This is a genomic window from Citrobacter enshiensis, from assembly GCF_029338175.1.
GTDB lineage: Bacteria > Pseudomonadota > Gammaproteobacteria > Enterobacterales > Enterobacteriaceae > Citrobacter_D > Citrobacter_D enshiensis.
Map to the genome: position 1 here is coordinate 4,622,454 of NZ_CP119862.1, position 22,283 is coordinate 4,644,736.

Consider the following 22,283-nt stretch of genomic DNA (forward strand, 5'->3'; position numbering starts at 1 on the left):
GCCATCGGGCACAGAAATAGATTACGCCAAAATACGCGTACCGATCGGCGTACCATTAAACAGCGCCGGAAGCTGTTCCGCATGACGCCAGGAGGCGATATCCACCGGACGACCCAGCGTCCGCGCCGCATCCAGAGCCGCATTCACCTTCACAATCATGCCATCAGTAATGATACCCTGATCAATCAGTTGCTCCGCTTTGTCGGCAGTGATTTCCGCAATACGCTGACCTTTCCCATCGAGAATCCCGCTCACATCGGAGAGCAGGATGAGATCCGCGCCGAGCGTTGCCGCCAGCGCTGTCGCCGCCTGATCGGCGTTAACGTTCATCAGCTGGCCTTCTTCGGTCACGCCGATTGAGCTAACCACCGGCAGAAAACCACTTTCCAGCAGGGTGTTAATCAGCTTAGGCGAACCCGGCTGCGCCAGTCCAACATGGCCTAACGCTTCGTCGAGCTGAGTCACTTTTACGCTGTCACCGTCGCCAAGATAAAGACCTACGGAGGCAATATGATGTTTCTTCGCCCACGCCAGCAGGGTTTTGTTTGCCGTTCCCGCCAGCGCGCCGGTAATAATGTTGATCTGGTCGGCAGGCGTTACACGCAGGCCGTTTTTCTTTTTCACCGGCAGGTTGAGCCCTTTCATCAGCTCATCCACCACACAGCCACCGCCATGCACGATGACCAGCGGACGCTGATGCGACTCACGATAGTTCACCAGCGCGGTAAACAGACGCTCCAGCGCTTCTTCGCTATCCAGTAATACGCCGCCCAGCTTGATAATCAATGGATTCATCATTGCACCCTTAAATAAGAGACTGCGTTTCGGCAAAGCCAAAACGGATGTTAGCGCACTGCATGGCCTGCGCCGCTGCGCCTTTCAATAAGTTGTCTTCGGTCGCCACAATAATCAGGTGCTCACCCTGCACTGCGAATCCGATATCGCAGAACGGTAACCCAACAACGTTCTTCAGCGCCGGAACGCCTTTGTCATACAGACGCACCAGCGGTTTATCGCCATACGCCTGCTGCAATACCTGCCCTACCTGAGCCTGCGTGACACCCGGTTTCAGGCGGCAGGTAATGGTTTCCAGAATGCCCCGTGGGAAGTTACCCAGATGCGGCGTGAAGATCACGTCTGCCCCCAGATGCGTTGCGATTTCCGGCTGATGGCGGTGAGTAAACACGCCGTACGGTTGCAGGCTCACTTCGCAGAAGCTATTCGAAATTGCGGCCTTGCGCCCGGCACCGCTCACGCCGCTGGTGGCGTTAATCACCGGCCACTGGGAGAGTTCAAGAAGATCGGCATCAATCAGCGGTTTCAGCGATAACTGCGCTGCCGTGGGATAACACCCCGGTACGGCAATCAGGTTTGCCTCTTTCAGTTTATCGGCGCTCCACTCAGCCAGACCGTACACCGCCTGCTCCAGCAGTTCAGGGTGCTGATGCGTAAAACCATAATATGTCTCGTAGAAGGCGCCATCATTAACGCGGAACGCACCGGAGAGGTCGAACACCACACAGCCTGCCGCCAGAAATTGCGGCGCGAGATCGTGGCTCACCTCATGGGCAGTGGCGAGGAACACCACATCCACCCCTGCGCTAAACTCGCTAATATCAGACATCGGTTGCAACGCCAAATCGACAATGCCCTTTAACTGCGGATGTAAATCGGAGATTAATTTTCCTGCATCATTGCTTTGCGCTGAGACGGTCAAAGCGGTTATGGTCATATCAGGATGGCGATTTACATAGGTCACAAGCTCTGCGCCAGCGTAACCACTGGCACCCACAATCAGCGTATTCAACATCGGGGCTGTTCACCTTCTTACGTCTATGTGATCGGGAAGACGGGAATCTTCCTCACCGGGTTAAGGTTTTTCACCTCACCTTACACTTGGTGGGTTTTATTACGCTTAACGTTATTGTATTTTTATTCACAAATACTGCATGAATATTGATACTATCATGACCTAAGGTGTGTCAACAATGAAAAACGATTTACCGCCATTTATCGAGATTTACCGCGCTCTGATTGCCACACCATCGATTAGCGCAACCGAAGAAGCGCTGGATCAAAGCAATGCGTCTTTAATCACTCTGCTGGCTGAATGGTTTAAAGATTTGGGCTTTCAGGTTGAAGTTCAGCCCGTCCCCGGTACCCGCAATAAATTCAATATGCTGGCAAGCGCCGGACAAGGTGCCGGTGGCCTGTTGCTGGCTGGGCATACCGACACGGTACCGTTTGATGATGGACGCTGGACGCGCGACCCTTTCACGCTGACCGAACACGACAATAAGCTCTACGGTCTGGGCACGGCTGACATGAAAGGTTTCTTCGCGTTTATTCTCGACGCCCTACGCGACATGGATGTGACAAAGCTGAAGAAACCGCTCTACATTCTGGCGACCGCCGATGAAGAAACCAGCATGGCGGGCGCACGCTATTTTGCGGAGACCTCCTCTCTGCGCCCGGACTGCGCGATTATTGGCGAACCGACATCGCTGCAACCGGTACGCGCCCACAAAGGCCATATTTCAAATGCGATACGCATTCTGGGTCAGTCGGGACACTCCAGCGATCCGGCGCGCGGCGTTAACGCAATTGAACTGATGCATGACGCTATTGGCCGCATCATGCAACTGCGTGACGACCTGAAAGAACGTTATCACTACGAGGCGTTTACCGTCCCGTACCCAACGTTAAATCTGGGTCATATTCATGGCGGTGATGCAGCGAACCGCATCTGTGCGTGTTGTGAACTGCATATGGATATCCGTCCGCTGCCGGGCATGACGCTGAATGATCTTAACGGCCTGCTCAATGATGCTCTGGCACCGGTGAGCGAACGCTGGCCTGGTCGCCTGACGGTGTCAGAATTGCACCCGCCCATCCCAGGCTATGAGTGTCCGCCCAATCATCAACTGGTTGAAGTGGTCGAAAAGCTGCTGGGGACGCAAACGGACGTGGTGAACTACTGCACCGAAGCGCCGTTTATCCAGACGCTATGCCCAACGCTGGTGCTCGGACCGGGTTCCATTAACCAGGCCCACCAGCCGGATGAGTATCTGGAAACCCGCTTCATTAAGCCAACCCGTGAATTGATCACTCAAGTGGTACATCACTTCTGCTGGCATTAACGATCCCTCGCCTCGCTCATCCGAAGGGAATACGCGAGGCGATGTCTTTACATTTCTATTAGCAATGCTTATCTGATTCTTGCTGAATTAAATAGCGTAAATTGCTGCCATATATTCGTTTGCTGAACCGATTTCGCAGCAATTGACGCCACGTCTTTTACGTGGCTTTATAAAAGACGACAAAGAACAATGTCCGAAAGATTCCATATTGCAGCAAGGCCGCGCACAAGCACTTTCCAGGGAACTGACATCAGCCAGTGACCCAGGTGGGCGAGCGCAGCCAGCACCGCTGCGGCGTGAAAGATACAGGGCAATCAAATTAAAGATGGGGTGTCTGGGGTCATATGAACGAACAATATTCCGCGTTGCGTAGTAATGTCAGTATGCTCGGCAAAGTGCTGGGAGAAACCATCAAAGATGCGTTGGGAGAGAGCATTCTTGATCGCGTAGAAACAATCCGTAAGCTGTCGAAATCTTCTCGTGCTGGCAATGAAGCCAACCGCCAGGAGTTGCTCACTACGCTACAGAATCTGTCCAACGACGAGCTTTTACCGGTTGCCCGTGCGTTCAGTCAGTTTCTGAATCTGGCCAACACCGCTGAGCAATACCACAGTATTTCGCCGCATGGCGAAGCTGCCAGCAACCCGGAAGTGATCGCCCGCACCCTGCGTAAACTGAAAAACCAACCCAATCTCGATGAAGCCACCATCAGAAAGGCCGTGGAGTCCTTGTCCCTGGAACTGGTGCTCACCGCACACCCGACAGAGATCACTCGCCGCACGCTGATTCATAAAATGGGTGAAGTTAACGCCTGCCTGAAGCAGCTTGATAACAAAGACATCGTCGATTACGAACGTCATCAACTGATGCGCCGTCTGCGTCAGCTGATCGCCCAGTCCTGGCATACCGATGAGATCCGTAAGCTACGCCCAAGCCCGGTGGATGAAGCCAAATGGGGCTTTGCCGTTGTTGAAAACAGTCTGTGGCAGGGGGTACCTAACTACCTGCGTGAGCTGAACGAACAGCTCGAAGAGAATCTGGGTTACACACTGCCGGTTGATTTCGTTCCCGTCCGTTTTACCTCCTGGATGGGCGGTGACCGTGACGGCAACCCAAACGTAACGGCAGATATTACCCGCCATGTGATGTTGCTAAGTCGCTGGAAAGCCACCGACCTCTTCCTGAAAGACATTCAATTTTTAATTTCCGAACTGTCCATGGTCGATGCCACGCCTGCGCTCCTGGAACTGGTGGGTGAAGAAGGTGCATCGGAGCCTTACCGCTACCTGATGAAAAATCTGCGTTCGCGCCTGATGGCGACACAGTCCTGGCTGGAAGCCCGCCTGAAAGGTGAAAAACTGCCGAAACCGGCAGGTCTACTGACCCAAAACGAACAGCTATGGGAGCCTCTGTACGCCTGTTATCAGTCGCTTCAGGCATGTGGTATGGGCATCATCGCCAACGGCGAACTCCTCGACACCCTTCGCCGCGTAAAATGCTTTGGCGTACCGCTGGTCCGCATTGATATCCGTCAGGAGAGCACCCGTCATACTGAAGCGCTGGGTGAATTGACCCGTTACCTGGGTCTTGGCGATTATGAAAACTGGTCAGAAGCCGACAAGCAGGCCTTCCTGATCCGCGAACTGAACTCCAAACGTCCGCTGTTGCCGCGTCAATGGGAGCCGAGCAATGAAACCCGCGAAGTGCTTGATACCTGCCAGGTCATCGCCGAAGCACCGCTCGGTTCCATCGCCGCTTACGTCATTTCGATGGCAAAAACCCCGTCTGACGTACTGGCCGTTCATCTGCTGTTGAAAGAAGCCGGCATTGGCTTTGCCATGCCTGTTGCGCCACTGTTCGAAACGCTGGATGACCTGAACAATGCCGATAGCGTGATGACGCAGTTGTTGAATATCGACTGGTATCGCGGGTTTATCCAGGGCAAGCAGATGGTCATGATCGGCTACTCTGACTCCGCGAAAGACGCCGGTGTGATGGCCGCGTCCTGGGCGCAGTATCAGGCGCAGGACGCGCTGATCAAAACCTGTGAAAAAGCAGGTATTGAGCTGACGTTGTTCCATGGGCGCGGCGGCTCCATTGGTCGCGGCGGTGCCCCAGCCCATGCGGCGCTCCTCTCCCAACCGCCAGGCAGCCTAAAAGGCGGACTGCGCGTCACCGAGCAAGGTGAGATGATCCGCTTCAAATACGGTCTGCCGGAAGTGACCATCAGCAGTCTGTCTTTGTACACCAGCGCGATTCTGGAGGCCAACCTGCTGCCGCCGCCGGAACCGAAAGAAGACTGGCGTCATATTATGGATGAGTTGTCTGTCATCTCTTGCGACATGTATCGTGGCTACGTGCGTGAAAACAAAGACTTTGTGCCGTATTTCCGCTCTGCAACGCCAGAACAGGAACTGGCTAAATTGCCGCTTGGCTCGCGTCCGGCAAAACGTCGACCCACCGGTGGCGTTGAATCACTGCGCGCCATCCCGTGGATCTTTGCCTGGACGCAAAACCGCCTGATGCTCCCGGCCTGGTTAGGTGCAGGTACCGCGCTGCAAAAAGTGGTCGAAGATGGCAAGCAAAGCGAACTGGAAACCATGTGTCGTGACTGGCCGTTCTTCTCCACGCGTCTTGCGATGCTGGAAATGGTGTTCTCAAAAGCTGACCTGTGGCTGGCGGAATACTACGATCAGCGGCTGGTCAAAAAAGAGCTGTGGCCGCTGGGTGAAGAGTTGCGCCATCTGCAGGAAGAAGACATCAAGGTGGTGCTGGCGATCGCCAACGACGCCCACCTGATGGCTGACCTGCCGTGGATTGCCGAGTCTATCCAGTTAAGAAACGTCTACACTGACCCGCTGAACGTCCTGCAGGCAGAGTTGTTACACCGCTCGCGCCTGGCGGAAGAACAGGGTAAAGAACCTGATCCGCGCGTTGAACAAGCGCTGATGGTCACCATCGCTGGCGTGGCTGCCGGCATGCGCAATACTGGCTAATTCCCCCGCCCCTTCGCGTTTTTGCGCGAAGGGGCCAAAATTCTGCTGTCATATTTTCTGCTTATTCAATATATTTCTGTCTGTATTTTATTCACCCATGGATATTTATTATTCGTCTTGATGGTTCAGATTCTCTTAAGGTTCCGGTGCTACGTTTGGCGCCACAATTAAAGACAGGCTCACTATATGCAATCCATAAAATTCCAGCCTAAGCCAGCATTCAGCTGGAAAGCTCTAGGCTGGGCGCTTCTCTATTTTTGGTTCTTTTCCACATTATTACAGGCCATTATCCTTCTTAGCGGTTACAGTGGAACCAACGGGTTACGTGACTCGATGTTGTTCAGTTCGCTGTGGCTAATCCCTGTTTTCCTGTTTCCAAACCGTATCCGCATCATCGCTGCCGTCATTGGCATCGTGCTATGGGCGGCGTCACTGGCCGCGTTGAGCTATTACGTCATTTACGGGCAAGAGTTCTCGCAAAGCGTGCTGTTCGTGATGTTCGAAACCAATGCGAACGAAGCCAGCGAGTTTCTGAGCCAGTATTTCAGCCTGAAAATAGTCCTCATCGCGCTGGCATATACGGCTATCGCGATTTTGCTGTGGACGCGCTTACGCCCGGTCTATATTCCGTCGCCCTGGCGCTGGCTGGTCTCGTTCGCTCTGCTATACGGACTGGTACTGCATCCCCTTGCCGCCAATACGCTCATCAAAGATAAACCTTTCGAGAAGTCGCTGGACGGTCTGGCATCCCGTATGGAGCCCGCCGCGCCATGGCAGTTTATCTCCGGGTATTATCAGTATCGTCAGCAGCTCACGTCGCTGAACAGCTTACTGAATGAGAATGGCGCGCTGCCGCCGCTGGCGAACTTTAAAGACAACTCCGGCGATGCTCCGCGCACACTTGTCCTGGTGATTGGCGAGTCCACCCAACGTGGCCGCATGAGTTTGTACGGCTACCCGCGTGAAACCACGCCGGAACTGGACGCCCTGCACAAATCAGACCCTAAGCTGACCGTCTTCAATAACGTGGTGACCTCACGGCCATACACGATTGAGATCCTGCAGCAGGCGCTGACCTTCGCCAATGAAAAGAACCCGGATCTGTATCTGTCGAAACCGTCACTGATGAACATGATGAAACAGGCGGGCTATAAGACCTTCTGGATCACCAATCAGCAGACGATGACCGCCCGTAACACCATGCTGACCGTGTTCTCAAAACAGACCGACAAGCAGTTCTACATGAACCAGCAACGCACTCAAAGTGCCCGTGAATATGACACCAACGTGCTGGCACCGTTTAAAGAAGTGATGGCAGACCCGGCACCGAAGAAATTCATTATCGTTCACCTGCTGGGTACCCACATTAAGTACAAATTTCGCTACCCGGAAAACCAGGGCAAGTTTGATGGTAAGACCGATAACGTCCCTGCGGGCCTGAGCGACGAAGAGCTGGAGTCGTATAACGATTACGATAACGCCAACCTGTATAACGATCACGTTGTCGCCAGTCTGATTAAAGACTACAAAGCAACCGATCCGAACGGCTTCCTGCTCTACTTCTCCGATCACGGCGAAGAGGTGTACGACACGCCACCGCATAAAACACAGGGGCGCAATGAAGACAACCCAACGCGCCGTATGTATACGGTGCCGTTCCTGTTGTGGACGTCGGAAAAATGGCAGGCTGCGCATCCGCGTGATTTATCACAGGATGTCGATCGTAAGTACAGCAGCTCCGAGCTTATCCACACCTGGTCTGACTTAGCAGGACTAACCTACGACGGCTATGACCCAACGCGTTCCGTCACCAGCCCGCAATTTAAAGAAATTACGCGCTGGATTGGCAATCCCTACAAGAAAAACGCGCTGTTTGATTACGACACCCTACCGTATGGGGATCAGGTCGGTAATCAGTAACAGACGTCGTTGGCAGATTGAAGGCCACTCTTTTTAGAGTGGCCTTTTTTTATGATGCCAGTTAATGTTGCCCTGTCAGCGCCAGGTAAGGGATCAATATGTATCACGACGTCAGCCACCTTCTTTCTCGTCTCATTAATGGCCCAACGGCGCTGCGCCAGATATATTTCGCCACTGCCAACGCCCCGATCCCCGAGCTGGCTTATCGGGTCGATTTTCCGCGTCTGGAGATTGTGCTGGAAGGTGAGTTCGTTGATGCAGGGATCTCTGGGATTCCTGCCGCGCTGACACCCGGCGACGTTCTGTACGTCCCGGCTGGCGGCTGGAATTTTCCGCAATGGAATACGCCTGTCACCACGCTCAGTATCCTGTTTGGCAAGCAGCAGTTAGGTTTCAGCGTCGTTCACTGGGACGGAAAGCGATACCAAAATCTGGCCAAACAGAATGTGGCGCGCCGTGGCCCCCGCATTGGCTCTTTCTTGCTGCAAACGCTGAATGAAATGCAAATGCAGCCGCAGGAACAGCAGACCGCCAGACTGATCGTGGCCAGCCTGCTGAGCCATTGCCGCGATCTGCTCGGCAGTCAGATCCAAACCGCATCACGAAGCCACGCGCTTTTCGAAGCCATTCGCGACTATATTGATGAACACTACGCCACGCCGCTCACCCGGGAATCTGTCGCCCAGGCCTTCTACATCTCGCCAAACTACCTCTCGCACCTGTTTCAAAAAACCGGCGCCATCGGCTTTAACGAATACCTGAACCACACACGGCTGGAGCATGCGAAGACGCTGCTCAAAGGTTACGATCTTAAAGTCAAAGAAGTGGCCCACACCTGCGGGTTTGTCGACAGCAACTATTTCTGTCGCCTGTTTCGTAAAAATACGGAGCGTTCACCGTCAGAGTATCGTCGGCAATACCACAGCCAGCTCACAGAGAAGGACGTGACTCCAGAATGAGGTGGGTATGCTGCGGTGCCGTGAGAAGTTTACGCGCCGCACGCATCACGCGCTGCGGCTCGCGAAAAAAGGCATTAATGCCCGACGGATATCCACCTCCGTTAAACGAGTAACAGGTCTTTCTCAGAATCTGCACCGACTCAACCCCATGTCCATCATGTTGCGGTGACAAGCAACAGGCAATCCAACGCGGCGCAGACAGTGGATAAAAATGTCATTTACTGGATTTTTGTAATATCAAAGCAAGAATGATATCCGCATTATGGCGACTTGTGAGGCATATCGCACTTTGATACTTACATTACATTTGTCCAGTTTTTGGCAGATTTGTCACATAGCGTAGCGTGGCACAACTCTTTTATCCTGTAACCAGAAAACGGTTATGGGGAGAGGCAGTACCCAATCATTCCACCACGCGCCGGTTAACGCTGCCTCTGCCGATGCGATTGCCAGCCTGCTGCAACACGAACTGGAACTGTAAAAGGACAAATTATGGAACTGTATCTGGATACCGCCAACGTGGCGGAAGTTAAACGTCTGGCGCGTCTCTTTCCTCTCGCGGGGGTGACGACGAATCCCAGCATTGTGGCAGCAAGTAAAGAGTCCGTCTGGGATGTGCTGCCCCGGCTGCAAAAAGCGATTGGTGAAGAAGGGACGCTGTTTGCCCAGACAATGAGCCGAGACGCACAAGGCATGGTGGAAGAGGCCAAACGTCTGAGCGATGCGGTTCCGGGGATCGTGGTAAAAATCCCGGTCACGTCCGAAGGGTTAGCCGCCATAAAACAGCTGAAAAAAGAAGGCATCACTACGCTGGGTACCGCCGTGTACAGCGCAGCGCAAGGGCTACTTGCCGCGCTGGCTGGCGCGAAATATATCGCCCCCTATGTGAACCGCATTGATGCTCAGGGTGGTGATGGTATTCGTACGGTACAGGAACTGCAAATCTTGCTGGAACTTCACGCGCCAGAAAGCATGGTGCTCGCCGCCAGCTTCAAAACCCCGCGCCAGGCGCTGGATTGCATGTTGGCAGGATGCGAAGCAATCACCCTGCCTTTAGATGTAGCGCAACAAATGCTGAATACCCCTGCGGTAGAGTCGGCTATAGAGAAGTTTGAGCAGGACTGGAAAAATACGTTTGGTCATATCAACCTGTGAGGGAAATAGAGTATGGATCGCATTATTCAATCACCTGGTAAATACATCCAGGGTGCAGATGTTATCACCCGTCTTGGCGACTACCTCAAACCAATGGCGGAACGCTGGCTGGTGGTCGGCGACAAATTTGTCTTAGGTTTTGCCCAGACAGCCCTGGAAAAAAGCTTTAAAGATGCCGGACTGGTGCTGGAAATTGCGCCGTTTGGCGGTGAATGTTCGCAAAACGAAATTGATCGCCTACGTGGCGTGGCTGAAAAAGCGCAGTGCGGCGCGGTGCTGGGTATCGGCGGCGGTAAAACGCTGGATACCGCAAAAGCGTTGGCCCACTTTATGGGAATTCCTGTTGCCATTGCGCCGACCATTGCCTCGACCGACGCACCGTGCAGCGCGCTCTCCGTTATCTACACTGACAAGGGTGAGTTCGACCGCTACCTGCTGTTGCCGCACAACCCGCATATGGTCATCGTTGATACCAAAATCGTTGCGGGCGCGCCTGCGCGTCTGTTAGCCGCAGGTATCGGCGATGCGCTGGCGACCTGGTTTGAAGCCCGAGCCTGTTCACGTAGCGGTGCGACCACCATGGCAGGTGGTAAGTGCACGCAGGCGGCGCTGGCGCTGGCCGAACTGTGCTACAACACGCTGATCGAGGAAGGTGAAAAAGCCATGCTGGCCGCTGAGCAGCATGTGGTGACGCCAGCTCTGGAGCGCGTCATTGAAGCCAACACCTACCTGAGCGGCGTGGGCTTTGAAAGCGGCGGTCTGGCGGCAGCGCATGCCATACACAACGGCCTGACGGCTATTCCGGATGCGCATCACTACTATCACGGTGAAAAAGTCGCTTTCGGGACGCTGACACAACTGGTACTGGAAAATGCGCCGGTCGAAGAGATCGAAACCGTTGCCGCGCTGTGCCATTCCGTCGGTTTGCCTATCACCCTGGCGCAACTGGATATTAAACAGGATATTCCGGCAAAAATGCGCACGGTTGCAGAAGCCTCTTGCGCAGAAGGCGAAACGATTCACAACATGCCTGGTGGTGCCACACCGGATGAGGTCTATGCCGCCCTGTTGGTTGCCGACCAGTACGGTCAGCGTTTCCTGCAAGAATGGGAATAAAACCCGACTGACACTCCCGGCTCGTCCGGGAGTTTTTTTATGTTCTTTTTACGGCGGCACATTGCCGGGGAAAGATTGCCTTCACGACGATGACGTCACCTTTTGCACCTGCGCCTCACGCTTTTTATAGCTGACGATTGCCAGCGCCAGAACGATCAGCATAATGCCGCCACCTTCCACGACGCCGGGGTTTTCACCGAGCAGCCACCAGGAAAACAGAACGCCGCAAACCGGAACCGCCAGGGTACTTAAGCTGGCAATACTGGCGGGCAGATTCCTCAGAACAAACAGCCACAAACTCCAGGCCAGCGCCGTCGCCAGAATAGCGCTATAGCCCAGCGCCCAGAATACGATGGGTTGCCAGTCAACCTCGGGTTGCGGAACCCACCAGGCCACAGCGCTCATGATCAGCGCCGCATACAACATCTGCCATGCGGTTAACGCGAGTAAATCAATGTGAGGATGGCGGGCATACATCCGCTTGGCGACAATGGCGCTCGCTCCCCAGCTTACTCCGGAAAGGATCGCCAGCAACGCGCTCTTCAGCGAGGAGTAATCCAGCTGCCACGGCTGCATCACCAGCAGTAAACCGATTGCCGCAATCATAATCGCCGCGTATTGCAAACGCCGTAGTCGTTCGCCCAGAAACAGCGCCGCCAGAATCACCACCCAAAACGGCATGGTATAGGTCAGAATAGCCACCTTCCCCGCACCGCCGCTCATCAGCGCCCACTGCGCCAGCCCTATCATGCCGCAGGTCTGTAATAGCGCAATCGCCAGCGTATATTTGAACGGCGTTGGACGCAGCCCACGGCCGCGTAAGAGCAGTACGAGAAATAATATTAAGGCTCCGAAGATACAGCGCAGTGAAGTGAAGTCGAACGCGCCAATATAGGCCGTGACTTGCTTCATAAAGATCCAGCTATAGCTCCAGATAAGGGTGAGGATGATAAGACCACTGATTGCCAGTGAGTGACTCTTTCCTGAGGCTGACATGATAAATCCAGTAAATTGGCGTTCCCTGAAAATACTATACGCCGACAAATACACTTCAGCGACGACAATCACGCCGCCGCTGAAGTGTTATCCGGTTACATCACTACTAGTGATTACAGCAGATCGAAACGGTCCAGGTTCATCACTTTCACCCATGCCGCGACAAAGTCTTTCACAAACTTCTCGTGGGCATCGCTACACGCGTAAACCTCCGCCAACGAACGCAACACGGCATTTGAACCAAATACCAGGTCAGCGCGAGTCGCCGTGTATTTCACTTCGCCGTTTTGACGATCGCGGCCTTCAAACAGCTCCGCAGACTCATCGGTCGCTTTCCATTCGTTGCGCATATCCAGCAGATTAACAAAGAAATCATTGCTGAGTACGCCTGGACGCTCAGTGAAAACGCCATGCTGGCTACCATCAAAGTTGGCCCCCAGAACACGCATCCCACCCACCAGCACCGTCAACTCCGGTGCGGTGAGCGTCAGCTGCTGCGCTTTATCAATCAGCAGAGATTCCGTTGTCGCCTCGCCTGGCTCGCCGCGATAGTTGCGGAAACCGTCTGCAACAGGCTTAAGCAGTTCAAACATTTCAACGTCGGTCTGATCCTGACGCGCATCGACACGGCCCGGTGTAAACGGCACGCTAATGCTCACGCCCGCTGCGCTTGCCGCATGCTCTACCCCCACCACGCCAGCCAGAACGATAATATCGGCCAGTGACGCTTTAGCGGAAGATTTCTGAATGCCTTCCAGTACAGGCAGAACGCGGGCGGCCGTCGCGTTAACATCCCAGTATCTCTGTGGATCCAATGCCAGCCGCGCACCGTTGGCGCCACCGCGTTTATCACCACCACGGAATGTCGATGCAGATGCCCATGCCACCGACACCAGCTCGCTGACGGAAAGACCGGAACCCGCAATCGCAGACTTCAGGTTAATAATGTCTTCCTGAGTCGGATTGAATACCGGCTGTGGCAGCGGATCTTGCCAGATCAGATCTTCTTTCGGCACTTCCGGACCAATGTAACGCGCTTTTGGCCCCATATCTCTGTGCGTCAGTTTGTACCAGGCACGTGCGAAAGCTTCGTTAAACGCCTGAGGATCGTTCAGGAAACGACGGGAAATTTTCTCGAATTCCGGATCGAAACGCAGCGTCAGGTCCGTCACCAGCATGGTAGGTTTGCGTTTCTTCGACGGATCAAACGGATCCGGAATGATTTCAGGCGCATCAACCGCTTCAAACTGGATCGCGCCCGCCGGGCTGCGCGTCTGCACCCATTCGTATTTGAACAGGTTTTCAAAGAAATAATTGCTCCACTGGGTTGGCGTCTGTGACCAGACCACTTCCAGGCCGGAGGTAATGGAATCCGCCCCGACGCCGGTGCCATGGCTGCTCTTCCAGCCTAAACCTTGTTGCTCAATAGGCGCCGCTTCCGGGTCCGCGCCCACATGCGATGCAGAGGCAGCACCGTGAGTTTTACCCAGCGTATGTCCGCCCGCAATAAGCGCTACGGTTTCTTCGTCGTCCATCCCCATGTTGCCGAAGGTGGCGCGAATAGCGGATGCCGCAGACAGAGGTTCCCCGCTGGCGTTTGGCCCTTCCGGGTTGACGTAGATCAGCCCCATTTCGGTGGCGGCTAACGGACGTTTTGCCAACGCTTCCGGGTCGCGATGGGTCAGCCACGCCTTCTCATCACCCCAGTTGACGTCGAGATCCGGTTCCCACACATCTTCACGACCGGCACCAAAGCCAAAGGTACGGAAGCCTGAGTTTTCCAGCGCGACGTTACCCGCCAAAATAAACAGGTCGGCCCATGAGATTTTCTGGCCATATTTCTGTTTGATTGGCCACAGTAAGCGGCGTGCTTTGTCCAGGCTGACGTTATCCGGCCAGGAGTTTAACGGCGCAAAACGTTGCTGTCCGCGCCCGGCGCCACCGCGACCATCCACAGAACGGTAAGTCCCGGCACCGTGCCATGCCATACGGATAAAGAGACCGGCATAGGTGCCCCAATCCGCAGGCCACCACGGTTGAGAGTCGGACAGGAGCGCTTTGAGATCCCCTTTCAGGGCAGAGTAGTCGAGTTTGCTAAATTCTTTACGGTAGTCGAAGTCTTCACCCAGCGGGTTCGAACGGTTGGAGTGTTGATTAAGGAGGTCAACGCGAAGTTGCTTTGGCCACCAATCGCGGTTATTCATACCAGCGCCTGCGCTCTGGTCCGGGCTTGCTTGATGGAAAGGACACTTCCCGGCGGACACGTTATTCTGGCTATCGTCGGACATGCTCATCTATATGCTCCCTTTACAGTGTTCTAACTACGATATACACCACCAGAGATAAGATATAGTTGAAATAATCCACAGATTCGATAGCTGATACCTTTTATATTTTTAGTTACAGAGATGTAGATCAATGTGATCGAAAAAAAGCCCTCCGAAGAGGGCCGAGGCATTTTATAAACCAGGCCTTACACCCAGCGTGTGGCAAATGGCATAACTCATCTCTGCCCGGTTCAAGGTGTAGAAGTGAAAATCTTTTACCCCTTCACGACTTAGGATCTTCACCATGTCCATCGCGATGTTCGCGCCGACCAGTTTTCGGGTTTCCGCATCATCGTCCAGGCCCTCAAACATTTGTGACATCCAGGCCGGAATACGCACGTTGGTCATGTCAGCAAACTTCTTCGCTTGCTTAAAGTTGGAAACCGGCAGGATGCCCGGAATGATTTCAACATCGATGCCCGCAGAGACACAGCGATCGCGAAAACGCAGATAACTTTCCACATCAAAGAAAAACTGGGTGATAGCACGGCTGGCGCCGGCATCCACTTTACGCTTCAGGTTGAGCAGATCGGCCTGGGCGCTTTTCGCTTCAGGATGCACCTCCGGATAAGCGGCAACGGAGATATCAAAGTCCGCGACCTCTCTCAGCAATCCCACCAAATCAGCCGCATACATCTCCGGCTTGCCGCTGCCCGGCGGCAAATCGCCACGCAGCGCAACAATATGGCGAATACCGTTATTCCAGTAATCCTGCGCAATCGTGCGCAGTTCATCACGTGTCGCATCGATACAGGTCAGGTGCGGTGCCGCTTCCAGACCGGTACGATCTTTAATCCCTTTAATAATGCTGTGCGTCCGGTCGCGCTCACCCGAGTTGGCGCCGTAGGTCACAGAGACAAACTTTGGCTTCAGGCTACTCAGACGATCGATGGAGTTCCATAAGGTCTGCTCCATTTCACTGGTGCGCGGCGGGAAAAATTCGAACGAAACGTTAATCTGACCCTGGACTTCCGCCAGGCTCTGATTCAGGGCTTCCCGCTGGTTGGCGTGAAAAAAGCTCATACCTTACCTCATCAATCTTTTGTCATTATATGTTGTGTTGTGAACATCTATCCATTTAGACGTCTAGATGTAAAAATGACGGAAAAGCGGGATGCCGTCAACTGAAAAATCACCATTAATGGTGAGGAATCCTCAGCCAACGTGAAATAAATTCAACATCACGACCCACACCCCTGCGTTGATAATCTTACGGCCGGCCCGCATTCAGGCCGACCAACTCACTAATTTCACTTCACATCTTTCACACGCATGCCTTTTAACTGCTCATCCGTCAGGGTGTTTCCCTTTTTGAAATAGTCCACTACGGCATTAGAGACGTAGTAACCGCCGGATGTATTTCGCGCTGTACCTTCGGTAAACACCGTAAACCCATCTCCACCATCGGCAAGGAAACTATTGGTGGCAACAAGGTAAACCGTCGCATCCTCAACCGCTTTTCCATTGAGTGTAAACGTGATGACCCGCTGGCCAACAGGCTTGCTGCTGTCATATTTCATCTCCACGCCTCTGGAAACCTGCAGTACGCCGTTGCTCAGTCCCGCCCCGTGCTCCATCAGGCTACGCAGCTGCTTACCCGTCAATTTCATCGTGACCAGCTCGTTAGGGAATGGGAAGGTACTGATGACTCCGCCCATCGTTACCGCACCCGCCGGAATTTCATTACGAATACCGCCGGAATTGGTCAACGCTATTTGAGTGTCTTTACCCGCCGCGACCAGCAATGCGTCTGTCGCCAGATTCCCCAGCGAGGACGATTCGCCATAGGCACGGGTCAGCTCAACTGGCGACTGCGCCACCGTCTGCTGTACCACTTTATCGAGCTTTTCATTCCAGCCGTCAATGACCCGTTTGGTCTGCGGATCGGGCTTCCACTCATCGGCAAAAATGGTCTTCAGCTCGAAGGTCTTCACTGCAAAATGATGCGGTTTCTCTTTGTAATCAAGCACCAACTTACCGACATCGATACCACCGCTGTCGGTCGAGAGGATCAGGGTATCGCCCACTTTGATCGGTTCTGGCGTTCCTACGTGCGCATGCCCGGTGATAAGAATATCCAGCCCCTTCACCTGGCTTGCGGTCTGAATATCTTTATCCAGCGCACGACGCACATCGGTACTGCCCTGGCTGGACTGACGCGCAGGTACGCCTTCATGAATCAACGCCACGGTCAAATCCACTTTGCCTTTCAGTTCATCGATATAGCGCTGCAGCCACTTAACTTCATCCCGCGCTTCAATCCCCACGCGCGTCGCAGCGGAAACGGTATCATCGAAGGCAAACACGCCGTGCAAACCGATAACGCCAATTTTCACGCCATCCTTCTCAATAATGGTGTAAGGCTTGTCCCAGAACGCTTTACTGCTGTTCTGATAGAAAATATTCCCCTGCACAACCGGGAACTTCGCCTGGCTTAGCTGTAACAGCGTGTTGTCCCAGCCGTGATCGAATTCATGATTCCCCATGGTGACAGCGTCAAACTGCATGGTATTCATGATATCAATAATCGCTTTGCCCTTTGTCAGGCTGCTGATATACGGCCCGGTGAAATAATCTCCCGCATCCAAAAACCACGTGGCGCTGTTTTTGGCTTTCTCCTGTTTTACCAGAGTGGTGATATTCGCCCAACCACCAATATCGCGTTTGCCATCGGCAATCCATGGCACTTTATAAGGTTCGACGTGAGCATGGAGATCGTTGGTATAGATAATCGTGACATCTTTCGCGGATGCCCAGAATGGCAGTGAGACCAACACACCGACAGCAAGCATTTTTAATTTCATGATCAATCCCTTTCAGTGATTTAAAGAAGCGCTACGTTACGTTCTGAAAGGTTTTTTTATGTGAGAAAACTCACATCCATCGGTGGTAATTGCAGGCCAAAATCAACGACCATTAAAAATCGTTGGTAATACGATGTCTTCTCTGTTCACCATCAACTGCTGCAAGTCCTTCGGCTGCCACAATCTGGGGCTGGCGCGCTCGCCAGATTACACCTGGCCAGATTATCGGCTGGGTTATGCCGCACTGCACTGCCGGGCCTGCGGGAGTAATCCTCCCTTATTCAACGACGCGGAGTTTCGGATCTGGGCATCGGCCGGGTTATCAGATTACGCCAAAGAGAGCGGTCATTTTTGCCCTGCCTGCTATCAAAAGGAGATTATCCGCTATGGTCATAATCCGGGTGGGACACAGCGCGTACAGTGTCTGCATTGTAAAAAAGTCTGGACGCCCCGGCAGCAGCTGACCCCCATCGATCCGCCAGAGCAATTCGCGACGATCCCCCTTATCGTACCTTTTCAGGGGGCAAGCGCAGACCAGCAACTCTATGTATTACTCAGCTTTGACGCTATTCGCGGCAATGTGCTGCATATTTCCAGCAATTTCACGCCTCACCCTGCTGGTGATTCACTACTTTACCGCTGGCATGGCATGGGTGAGTCAGCGGATATTCATAACGATATTATTCAGCGTGTGAATCAACGAGAAACCGAGTTTTTACGCCGCAGCCAGTTTGATGAAATTCAGTACGGGAGCGCCGCGCTCAAGCGTAACGCCAGCGGCGCTGTTTTGCGCCCAGTGATTGCTGCCCACAGTCATTTCCGGGTGCTGAAAACGCGTTTCCCGGAGGTGGCGGAACATATCGTGGCGCATGAATGCTTTCTACGCGGTGCAGTGATTACCGCCTGGGCGGATCTGTTTCGCCATCGTCGCGGCGCGCTTTGGTTCGTTGAAGAAGACATAAAAGACACCGCATGTTCCGCACCCTGGCAATTGCTGGGTAAAACGCATCAGGGATGGTGGCAAAACCAATGGCAGTTATGGGGACAGAGTGACAACCGAAAGATGGTCTGCCTGCTAACAAAAGCCCCTTTAGAAAAAGGAGCAACCGTCACTCTGGCAGCCAGTCATCGCTTTATCACATGGCTGAAAGAGCAGCCCGAATTTACCCACAGCGCCCTGTTTTCCGCCGGACGCGTAACGAAAATACTGGCTTCGCTGGCTCGCAAATACAATGCATTACTCTCTTTGACCAGTTAGCACCGACTTTGGGGTTGAGGTGAATATCTACCTCATAAAACACCCGATGCCCCTGACTACGCTGCGTCAATGTTGCACTTACTGCAGCCATTTTTTCTTATTTCTGCAGGTCACGAATACGCAGTATGAAACAGTTTTTATTTTACCCTTGTAGAAACACTTACTGTTTTTCAATAAAAATAATTTATTGTTTATCTCAATATATACATATTTTCAATGTTTAATTAATAACATTTTTTGTAGCTAAGATCACATAACATCCCCTTCATGTAGCGTTAAATAGATTGGCATTTTATAAATAAGCTTAATTTTATATCTATTTAACGCCATCGTATCCAGGAGGAATGATGCGAACTACATTTAATGTAATATCAGTTATATTCGCCACGATATTTTTCCACAGCGCCTTAGCACAAGACGTCACTATTTATTACACTAACGATATTCATGCCCATGTAAATCCAGCAAAAATCCCCGCAGTTGATAAAAACAGGGCGGTTGGTGGAATGGCAAATATCGCAGGCGTAGTTAATGAAGCGAAGAAAAAAAATAAAGATGTTTTCTTCTTTGATGCTGGCGACTACTTTACTGGCCCATATATCAGTACATTGACTAAAGGTGAAGCAATTATTGATATAATGAATGCCATGCCTTTTGATGCTGTATCTGTTGGTAATCATGAATTTGATCATGGTGTATCTAACATGGTTACACAACTATCAAAAGCGAAATTTCCTGTGTTGCTGGGAAATATTTACTACACCGATACCAATAAACCCGTCTGGGATCACCCGTGGACCATCATTGAAAAAGACGGGTTAAAGATCGGTGTAATTGGAATACATGGCGCATTTGCCTTTTATGATACTGTCGCAGCAAAAGCGCGTGAAGGCGTCGAAGCCAGAGATGAAATTAAGTATTTAAATAAAGCACTTTCAGAACTAAAAGGAAAAGTAGACATTACCGTTTTACTGATTCATGAAGGTGTCCCGGCGCGACAATCAAGTTTTGGCAATAAAGATGTGGAAAGACTATTACAAGCAGATATCGATACAGCTAAAAAAGTAAATGGTGTTGATGTGTTGATTACTGGTCACGCACATGTCGGAACACCTCAACCTATAAAAGTTAATAATACATTAATTGTATCTACCGATGCATACGGTACTGATATTGGCAAACTGGTACTTGATTACAACCCGCAAACAAAGAAAATTGATAGTTATAAAGGTGAGCTAATCACCATGTTTGCAGATAAATTTAAACCTGACACTATCGTTCAAAATACTATTAATAAATGGAATGAAAAGCTTAATAAAATCACCAAGGAAGTTGTCGGTCATTCTCCAGCAGTTTTAACACGTGAGTACGGTAGTTCTTCTTCTACAGGCAACCTTATTCTTGATGCAATGATGGAAAAAATACCTGATGCGGTTGCCGGATTTCAAAATAGCGGAGGAATGCGCGCTGATTTCCCTAAAGGAGATATCACGCTAGGAGATGTCATTAGCACTTTTCCCTTCAATAACGATCTCATTGAGATGGATTTGACTGGTCGCGATCTCAAATCGTTGATGGTACATGCGACAAATTTAACTAATGGCGTTTTACAGGTTTCAAAAAGCGTTGTTGTTGTCTACAACAGCAGTAAACCTCTCAACCAACGGCTGATCTCGTTCACCATCAATGGTAAGCCAGTAGAAGATAACCAAACATATCGTATTGCCACTCATTCTTTCTGTGCCAGTGGCGGCGACGGGTTTGAAGCATTTCTAAATGGAAAAAATGTGAAAACGCTTCCTGGAGTAACGTCGGCAGATTCGATTATTGATTATTTAAAAAATCACAACCCTATTACACCAGACTTAACTAAACGAGTTATGGACGTAGCAAAATAAATTTTAATGTATAGAACTCATTTATTCAACAAGGGACGTAGGATGCAAATAATGAAACGTACATTTATTTCCGCAGCGTTACTAGCCGTTTTTTCGGCTTCCAGCATGGCGCAGAATGTCACTATTATTTATACCAATGACCTTCACGCTCATGTTGATACTTACAAACTCCCATATGTCGCAGACGGTAAACGCGCAATTGGTGGATTCGCTAATATAACCACGTTAGTGAAGCAGGAAAAATCAAAAAACAAAGCGACCTTTTATTTTGATGCCGGAGACTATTTTACCGGTCCATATATCAGCAGTCTGACTAAGGGTCAGGCAATAATTGATATTATGAATACCATGCCCTTTGATGCGGTATCGATCGGTAATCATGAGTTTGACCATGGCTGGGATAATGCCCTCCGACAGTTAAGTAAGGCAAACTTCCCCGTACTGTTGGGGAATGTTTTTCATAAAGACAGCGAGATACCTTTCTGGAACAAACCGTATACCATCCTGGAAAAGGATGGCGTAAAGATTGGCGTTATTGGGCTACACGGTGTGTTTGCGTTTAATGACACTGTTTCAGAACTCTCGATCCAGGGTCTCGATAATGACAAAAATAACCGCTTCGATAAATCAGCCGCCGCCCTCAAGAACCAAGAGATTGAGGCACGCGATGAGGTGAAATATCTGCAGCACTATCTGGATGAGTTGCGGGGTAAAGTTGACATCACCGTCGCTCTCATTCACGAAGGCGTACCGGCACGCCAGTCCAGTATTGGTAATACAGATGTCAGGCGCGCGTTGGACAAAGATATTAAGACAGCCAGCCAGGTCAAAGGGCTTGATATACTCATCACCGGACACGCTCACGTAGGGACACCAGAGCCTATCAAAGTGGGAAATACGTTAATCCTTTCTACTGACAGTGGCGGTATTGATGTGGGTAAATTGGTACTCAACGTTGACCCTGCCGCCCATACCCATGAAGTGAAAAGCTTCGAGCTGAAAACGCTTTATGCCGATGAATGGAAACCTGACCCGACAACACAAAAGGTTATCGATGGCTGGAATAAAAAACTCGCAGATATCGTGCGCCAACCAGTAGGTGAATCGCCTATCACGTTGACCCGCGCCTATGGTGAATCATCACAACTAGGCAACCTGTTTACGGATGCAATGCTTGTCGCTGCGCCGAATGCACAGATAGCGCTGATTAATTCCGGCAGTTTACGTGCTGATATAAATGCCGGCTCCATTACTTTTGGCGATATTACCAGTACATTTCCCTTCAAGAATGAGCTTACGGAGATGGATCTCAGTGGTAAGGATCTGCGCAGTCTAATGGAACATGGAGCATCACTCACTAATGGCATACTGCAAATGTCAAAGGGTGCTGAAATGCATTATATTCCGCAGAAACCAGTAGGGCAGCGCATGGCGTCTTTCACAATCAACGGCAAAGCGATTGTGGATACGGAGACATACCATGTTGCGACAACGACATTCCTTGCCCTGGGGGGAGATGGTTTTATGGCATTTAAAGAAGGGAAAAATGTACAAGTCCGTGCCGGACATAATATGTCCGATGTCGTGATTGATTATCTGAAGTCAGGGCACAAAATCATTCCTGCACAGGTTAATGAAATGCGGGTCGAAGTTAGTAACTAATAAGAAGTAATTTTGATGATGTCATTCATTTTTTGGATGACATCACCCATTT

15 protein-coding genes and 2 pseudogenes are annotated in these 22,283 nt (G+C 51.6%); 10 read left to right on the forward strand and 7 right to left on the reverse strand.

Annotated features, from left to right (window positions below; all coding sequences use genetic code 11):
* Positions 1-21: 21 nt before the first annotated feature.
* Together argB and argC are read right to left on the reverse strand one after the other, a co-directional pair.
* Positions 22-798 (reverse strand): acetylglutamate kinase, encoded by a 777-nt coding sequence (argB, locus tag P2W74_RS21970; RefSeq protein ID WP_276293217.1) that lies wholly within the window; start codon positions 796-798, stop codon positions 22-24.
* A 7-nt stretch (positions 799-805) separates the two neighbouring features.
* The gene (argC, locus tag P2W74_RS21975; RefSeq protein WP_276293218.1) at positions 806-1,810 is read right to left on the reverse strand and encodes an N-acetyl-gamma-glutamyl-phosphate reductase; all 1,005 of its coding nucleotides are present in this window, start codon (positions 1,808-1,810) and stop codon (positions 806-808) included.
* 178 nt (positions 1,811-1,988) lie between these two features.
* On the opposite strand from argC, the gene argE reads away from it, so the two are divergent.
* From argE to gldA, 7 genes and pseudogenes are all read left to right on the forward strand, one after another.
* Positions 1,989-3,140, forward strand: coding sequence for an acetylornithine deacetylase (argE, locus tag P2W74_RS21980; RefSeq protein WP_276293219.1), 1,152 nt, complete (start codon positions 1,989-1,991; stop codon positions 3,138-3,140).
* A gap of 344 nt (positions 3,141-3,484) precedes the next feature.
* Entirely contained in the window at positions 3,485-6,136 is a 2,652-nt protein-coding gene (gene ppc, locus P2W74_RS21985; protein ID WP_276293220.1) for a phosphoenolpyruvate carboxylase, read from the forward strand.
* 186 nt (positions 6,137-6,322) lie between these two features.
* Positions 6,323-8,056 carry a phosphoethanolamine transferase CptA gene (locus P2W74_RS21990; protein WP_276293221.1) on the forward strand — a complete coding sequence of 578 codons (1,734 nt, stop codon included), beginning with the start codon at positions 6,323-6,325 and terminating at the stop codon, positions 8,054-8,056.
* Between the two features lie 98 nt (positions 8,057-8,154).
* Positions 8,155-9,015 carry an AraC family transcriptional regulator gene (locus tag P2W74_RS21995; protein WP_276293222.1) on the forward strand — a complete coding sequence of 287 codons (861 nt, stop codon included), beginning with the start codon at positions 8,155-8,157 and terminating at the stop codon, positions 9,013-9,015.
* A 412-nt stretch (positions 9,016-9,427) separates the two neighbouring features.
* Positions 9,428-9,496, forward strand: a pseudogene (locus P2W74_RS23745) (PTS sugar transporter subunit IIA); the annotation flags it as partial.
* A gap of 11 nt (positions 9,497-9,507) precedes the next feature.
* Entirely contained in the window at positions 9,508-10,170 is a 663-nt protein-coding gene (fsa, locus tag P2W74_RS22005) for a fructose-6-phosphate aldolase (protein ID WP_276293223.1), read from the forward strand.
* A 12-nt stretch (positions 10,171-10,182) separates the two neighbouring features.
* On the forward strand, positions 10,183-11,286 hold the full coding sequence (gene gldA / locus P2W74_RS22010) for a bifunctional L-1,2-propanediol dehydrogenase/glycerol dehydrogenase (RefSeq protein WP_276293224.1): 1,104 nt from the start codon (positions 10,183-10,185) through the stop codon (positions 11,284-11,286).
* 81 nt (positions 11,287-11,367) lie between these two features.
* On the opposite strand, the gene P2W74_RS22015 is transcribed toward gldA, so the two are convergent.
* From P2W74_RS22015 to P2W74_RS22030, 4 genes are all read right to left on the reverse strand, one after another.
* Positions 11,368-12,282, reverse strand: a complete 915-nt coding sequence (locus P2W74_RS22015) for a DMT family transporter (RefSeq protein WP_276293225.1) — start codon at positions 12,280-12,282, stop codon at positions 11,368-11,370.
* 113 nt (positions 12,283-12,395) lie between these two features.
* Positions 12,396-14,576 (reverse strand): catalase/peroxidase HPI, encoded by a 2,181-nt coding sequence (gene katG, locus P2W74_RS22020; protein WP_276293226.1) that lies wholly within the window; start codon positions 14,574-14,576, stop codon positions 12,396-12,398.
* Positions 14,577-14,741: 165 nt separating this feature from the next.
* Positions 14,742-15,632 (reverse strand): methylenetetrahydrofolate reductase, encoded by an 891-nt coding sequence (gene metF / locus P2W74_RS22025; RefSeq protein WP_203359367.1) that lies wholly within the window; start codon positions 15,630-15,632, stop codon positions 14,742-14,744.
* Between the two features lie 227 nt (positions 15,633-15,859).
* Positions 15,860-17,413 (reverse strand): bifunctional metallophosphatase/5'-nucleotidase, encoded by a 1,554-nt coding sequence (locus P2W74_RS22030; RefSeq protein WP_276293227.1) that lies wholly within the window; start codon positions 17,411-17,413, stop codon positions 15,860-15,862.
* Between the two features lie 133 nt (positions 17,414-17,546).
* On the opposite strand from P2W74_RS22030, the gene P2W74_RS22035 reads away from it, so the two are divergent.
* A complete protein-coding gene (locus P2W74_RS22035) occupies positions 17,547-18,671 on the forward strand; it encodes a cytoplasmic protein (protein WP_276293228.1) in 1,125 nt (374 codons plus the stop codon).
* On the opposite strand, the pseudogene P2W74_RS22040 reads toward P2W74_RS22035, so the two are convergent.
* Positions 18,655-18,795: pseudogene (locus tag P2W74_RS22040) on the reverse strand (IS630 family transposase); the annotation flags it as partial. The gene P2W74_RS22035 and the pseudogene P2W74_RS22040 sit on opposite strands and share 17 nt — an antisense overlap.
* Before the next feature lie 223 nt (positions 18,796-19,018).
* On the opposite strand from P2W74_RS22040, the gene P2W74_RS22045 reads away from it, so the two are divergent.
* Positions 19,019-20,569, forward strand: coding sequence for a bifunctional metallophosphatase/5'-nucleotidase (locus P2W74_RS22045; RefSeq protein ID WP_276295254.1), 1,551 nt, complete (start codon positions 19,019-19,021; stop codon positions 20,567-20,569).
* 51 nt (positions 20,570-20,620) lie between these two features.
* A complete protein-coding gene (locus P2W74_RS22050; RefSeq protein WP_412767207.1) occupies positions 20,621-22,231 on the forward strand; it encodes a bifunctional metallophosphatase/5'-nucleotidase in 1,611 nt (536 codons plus the stop codon).
* The last annotated feature ends 52 nt before the right edge of the window (positions 22,232-22,283 follow it).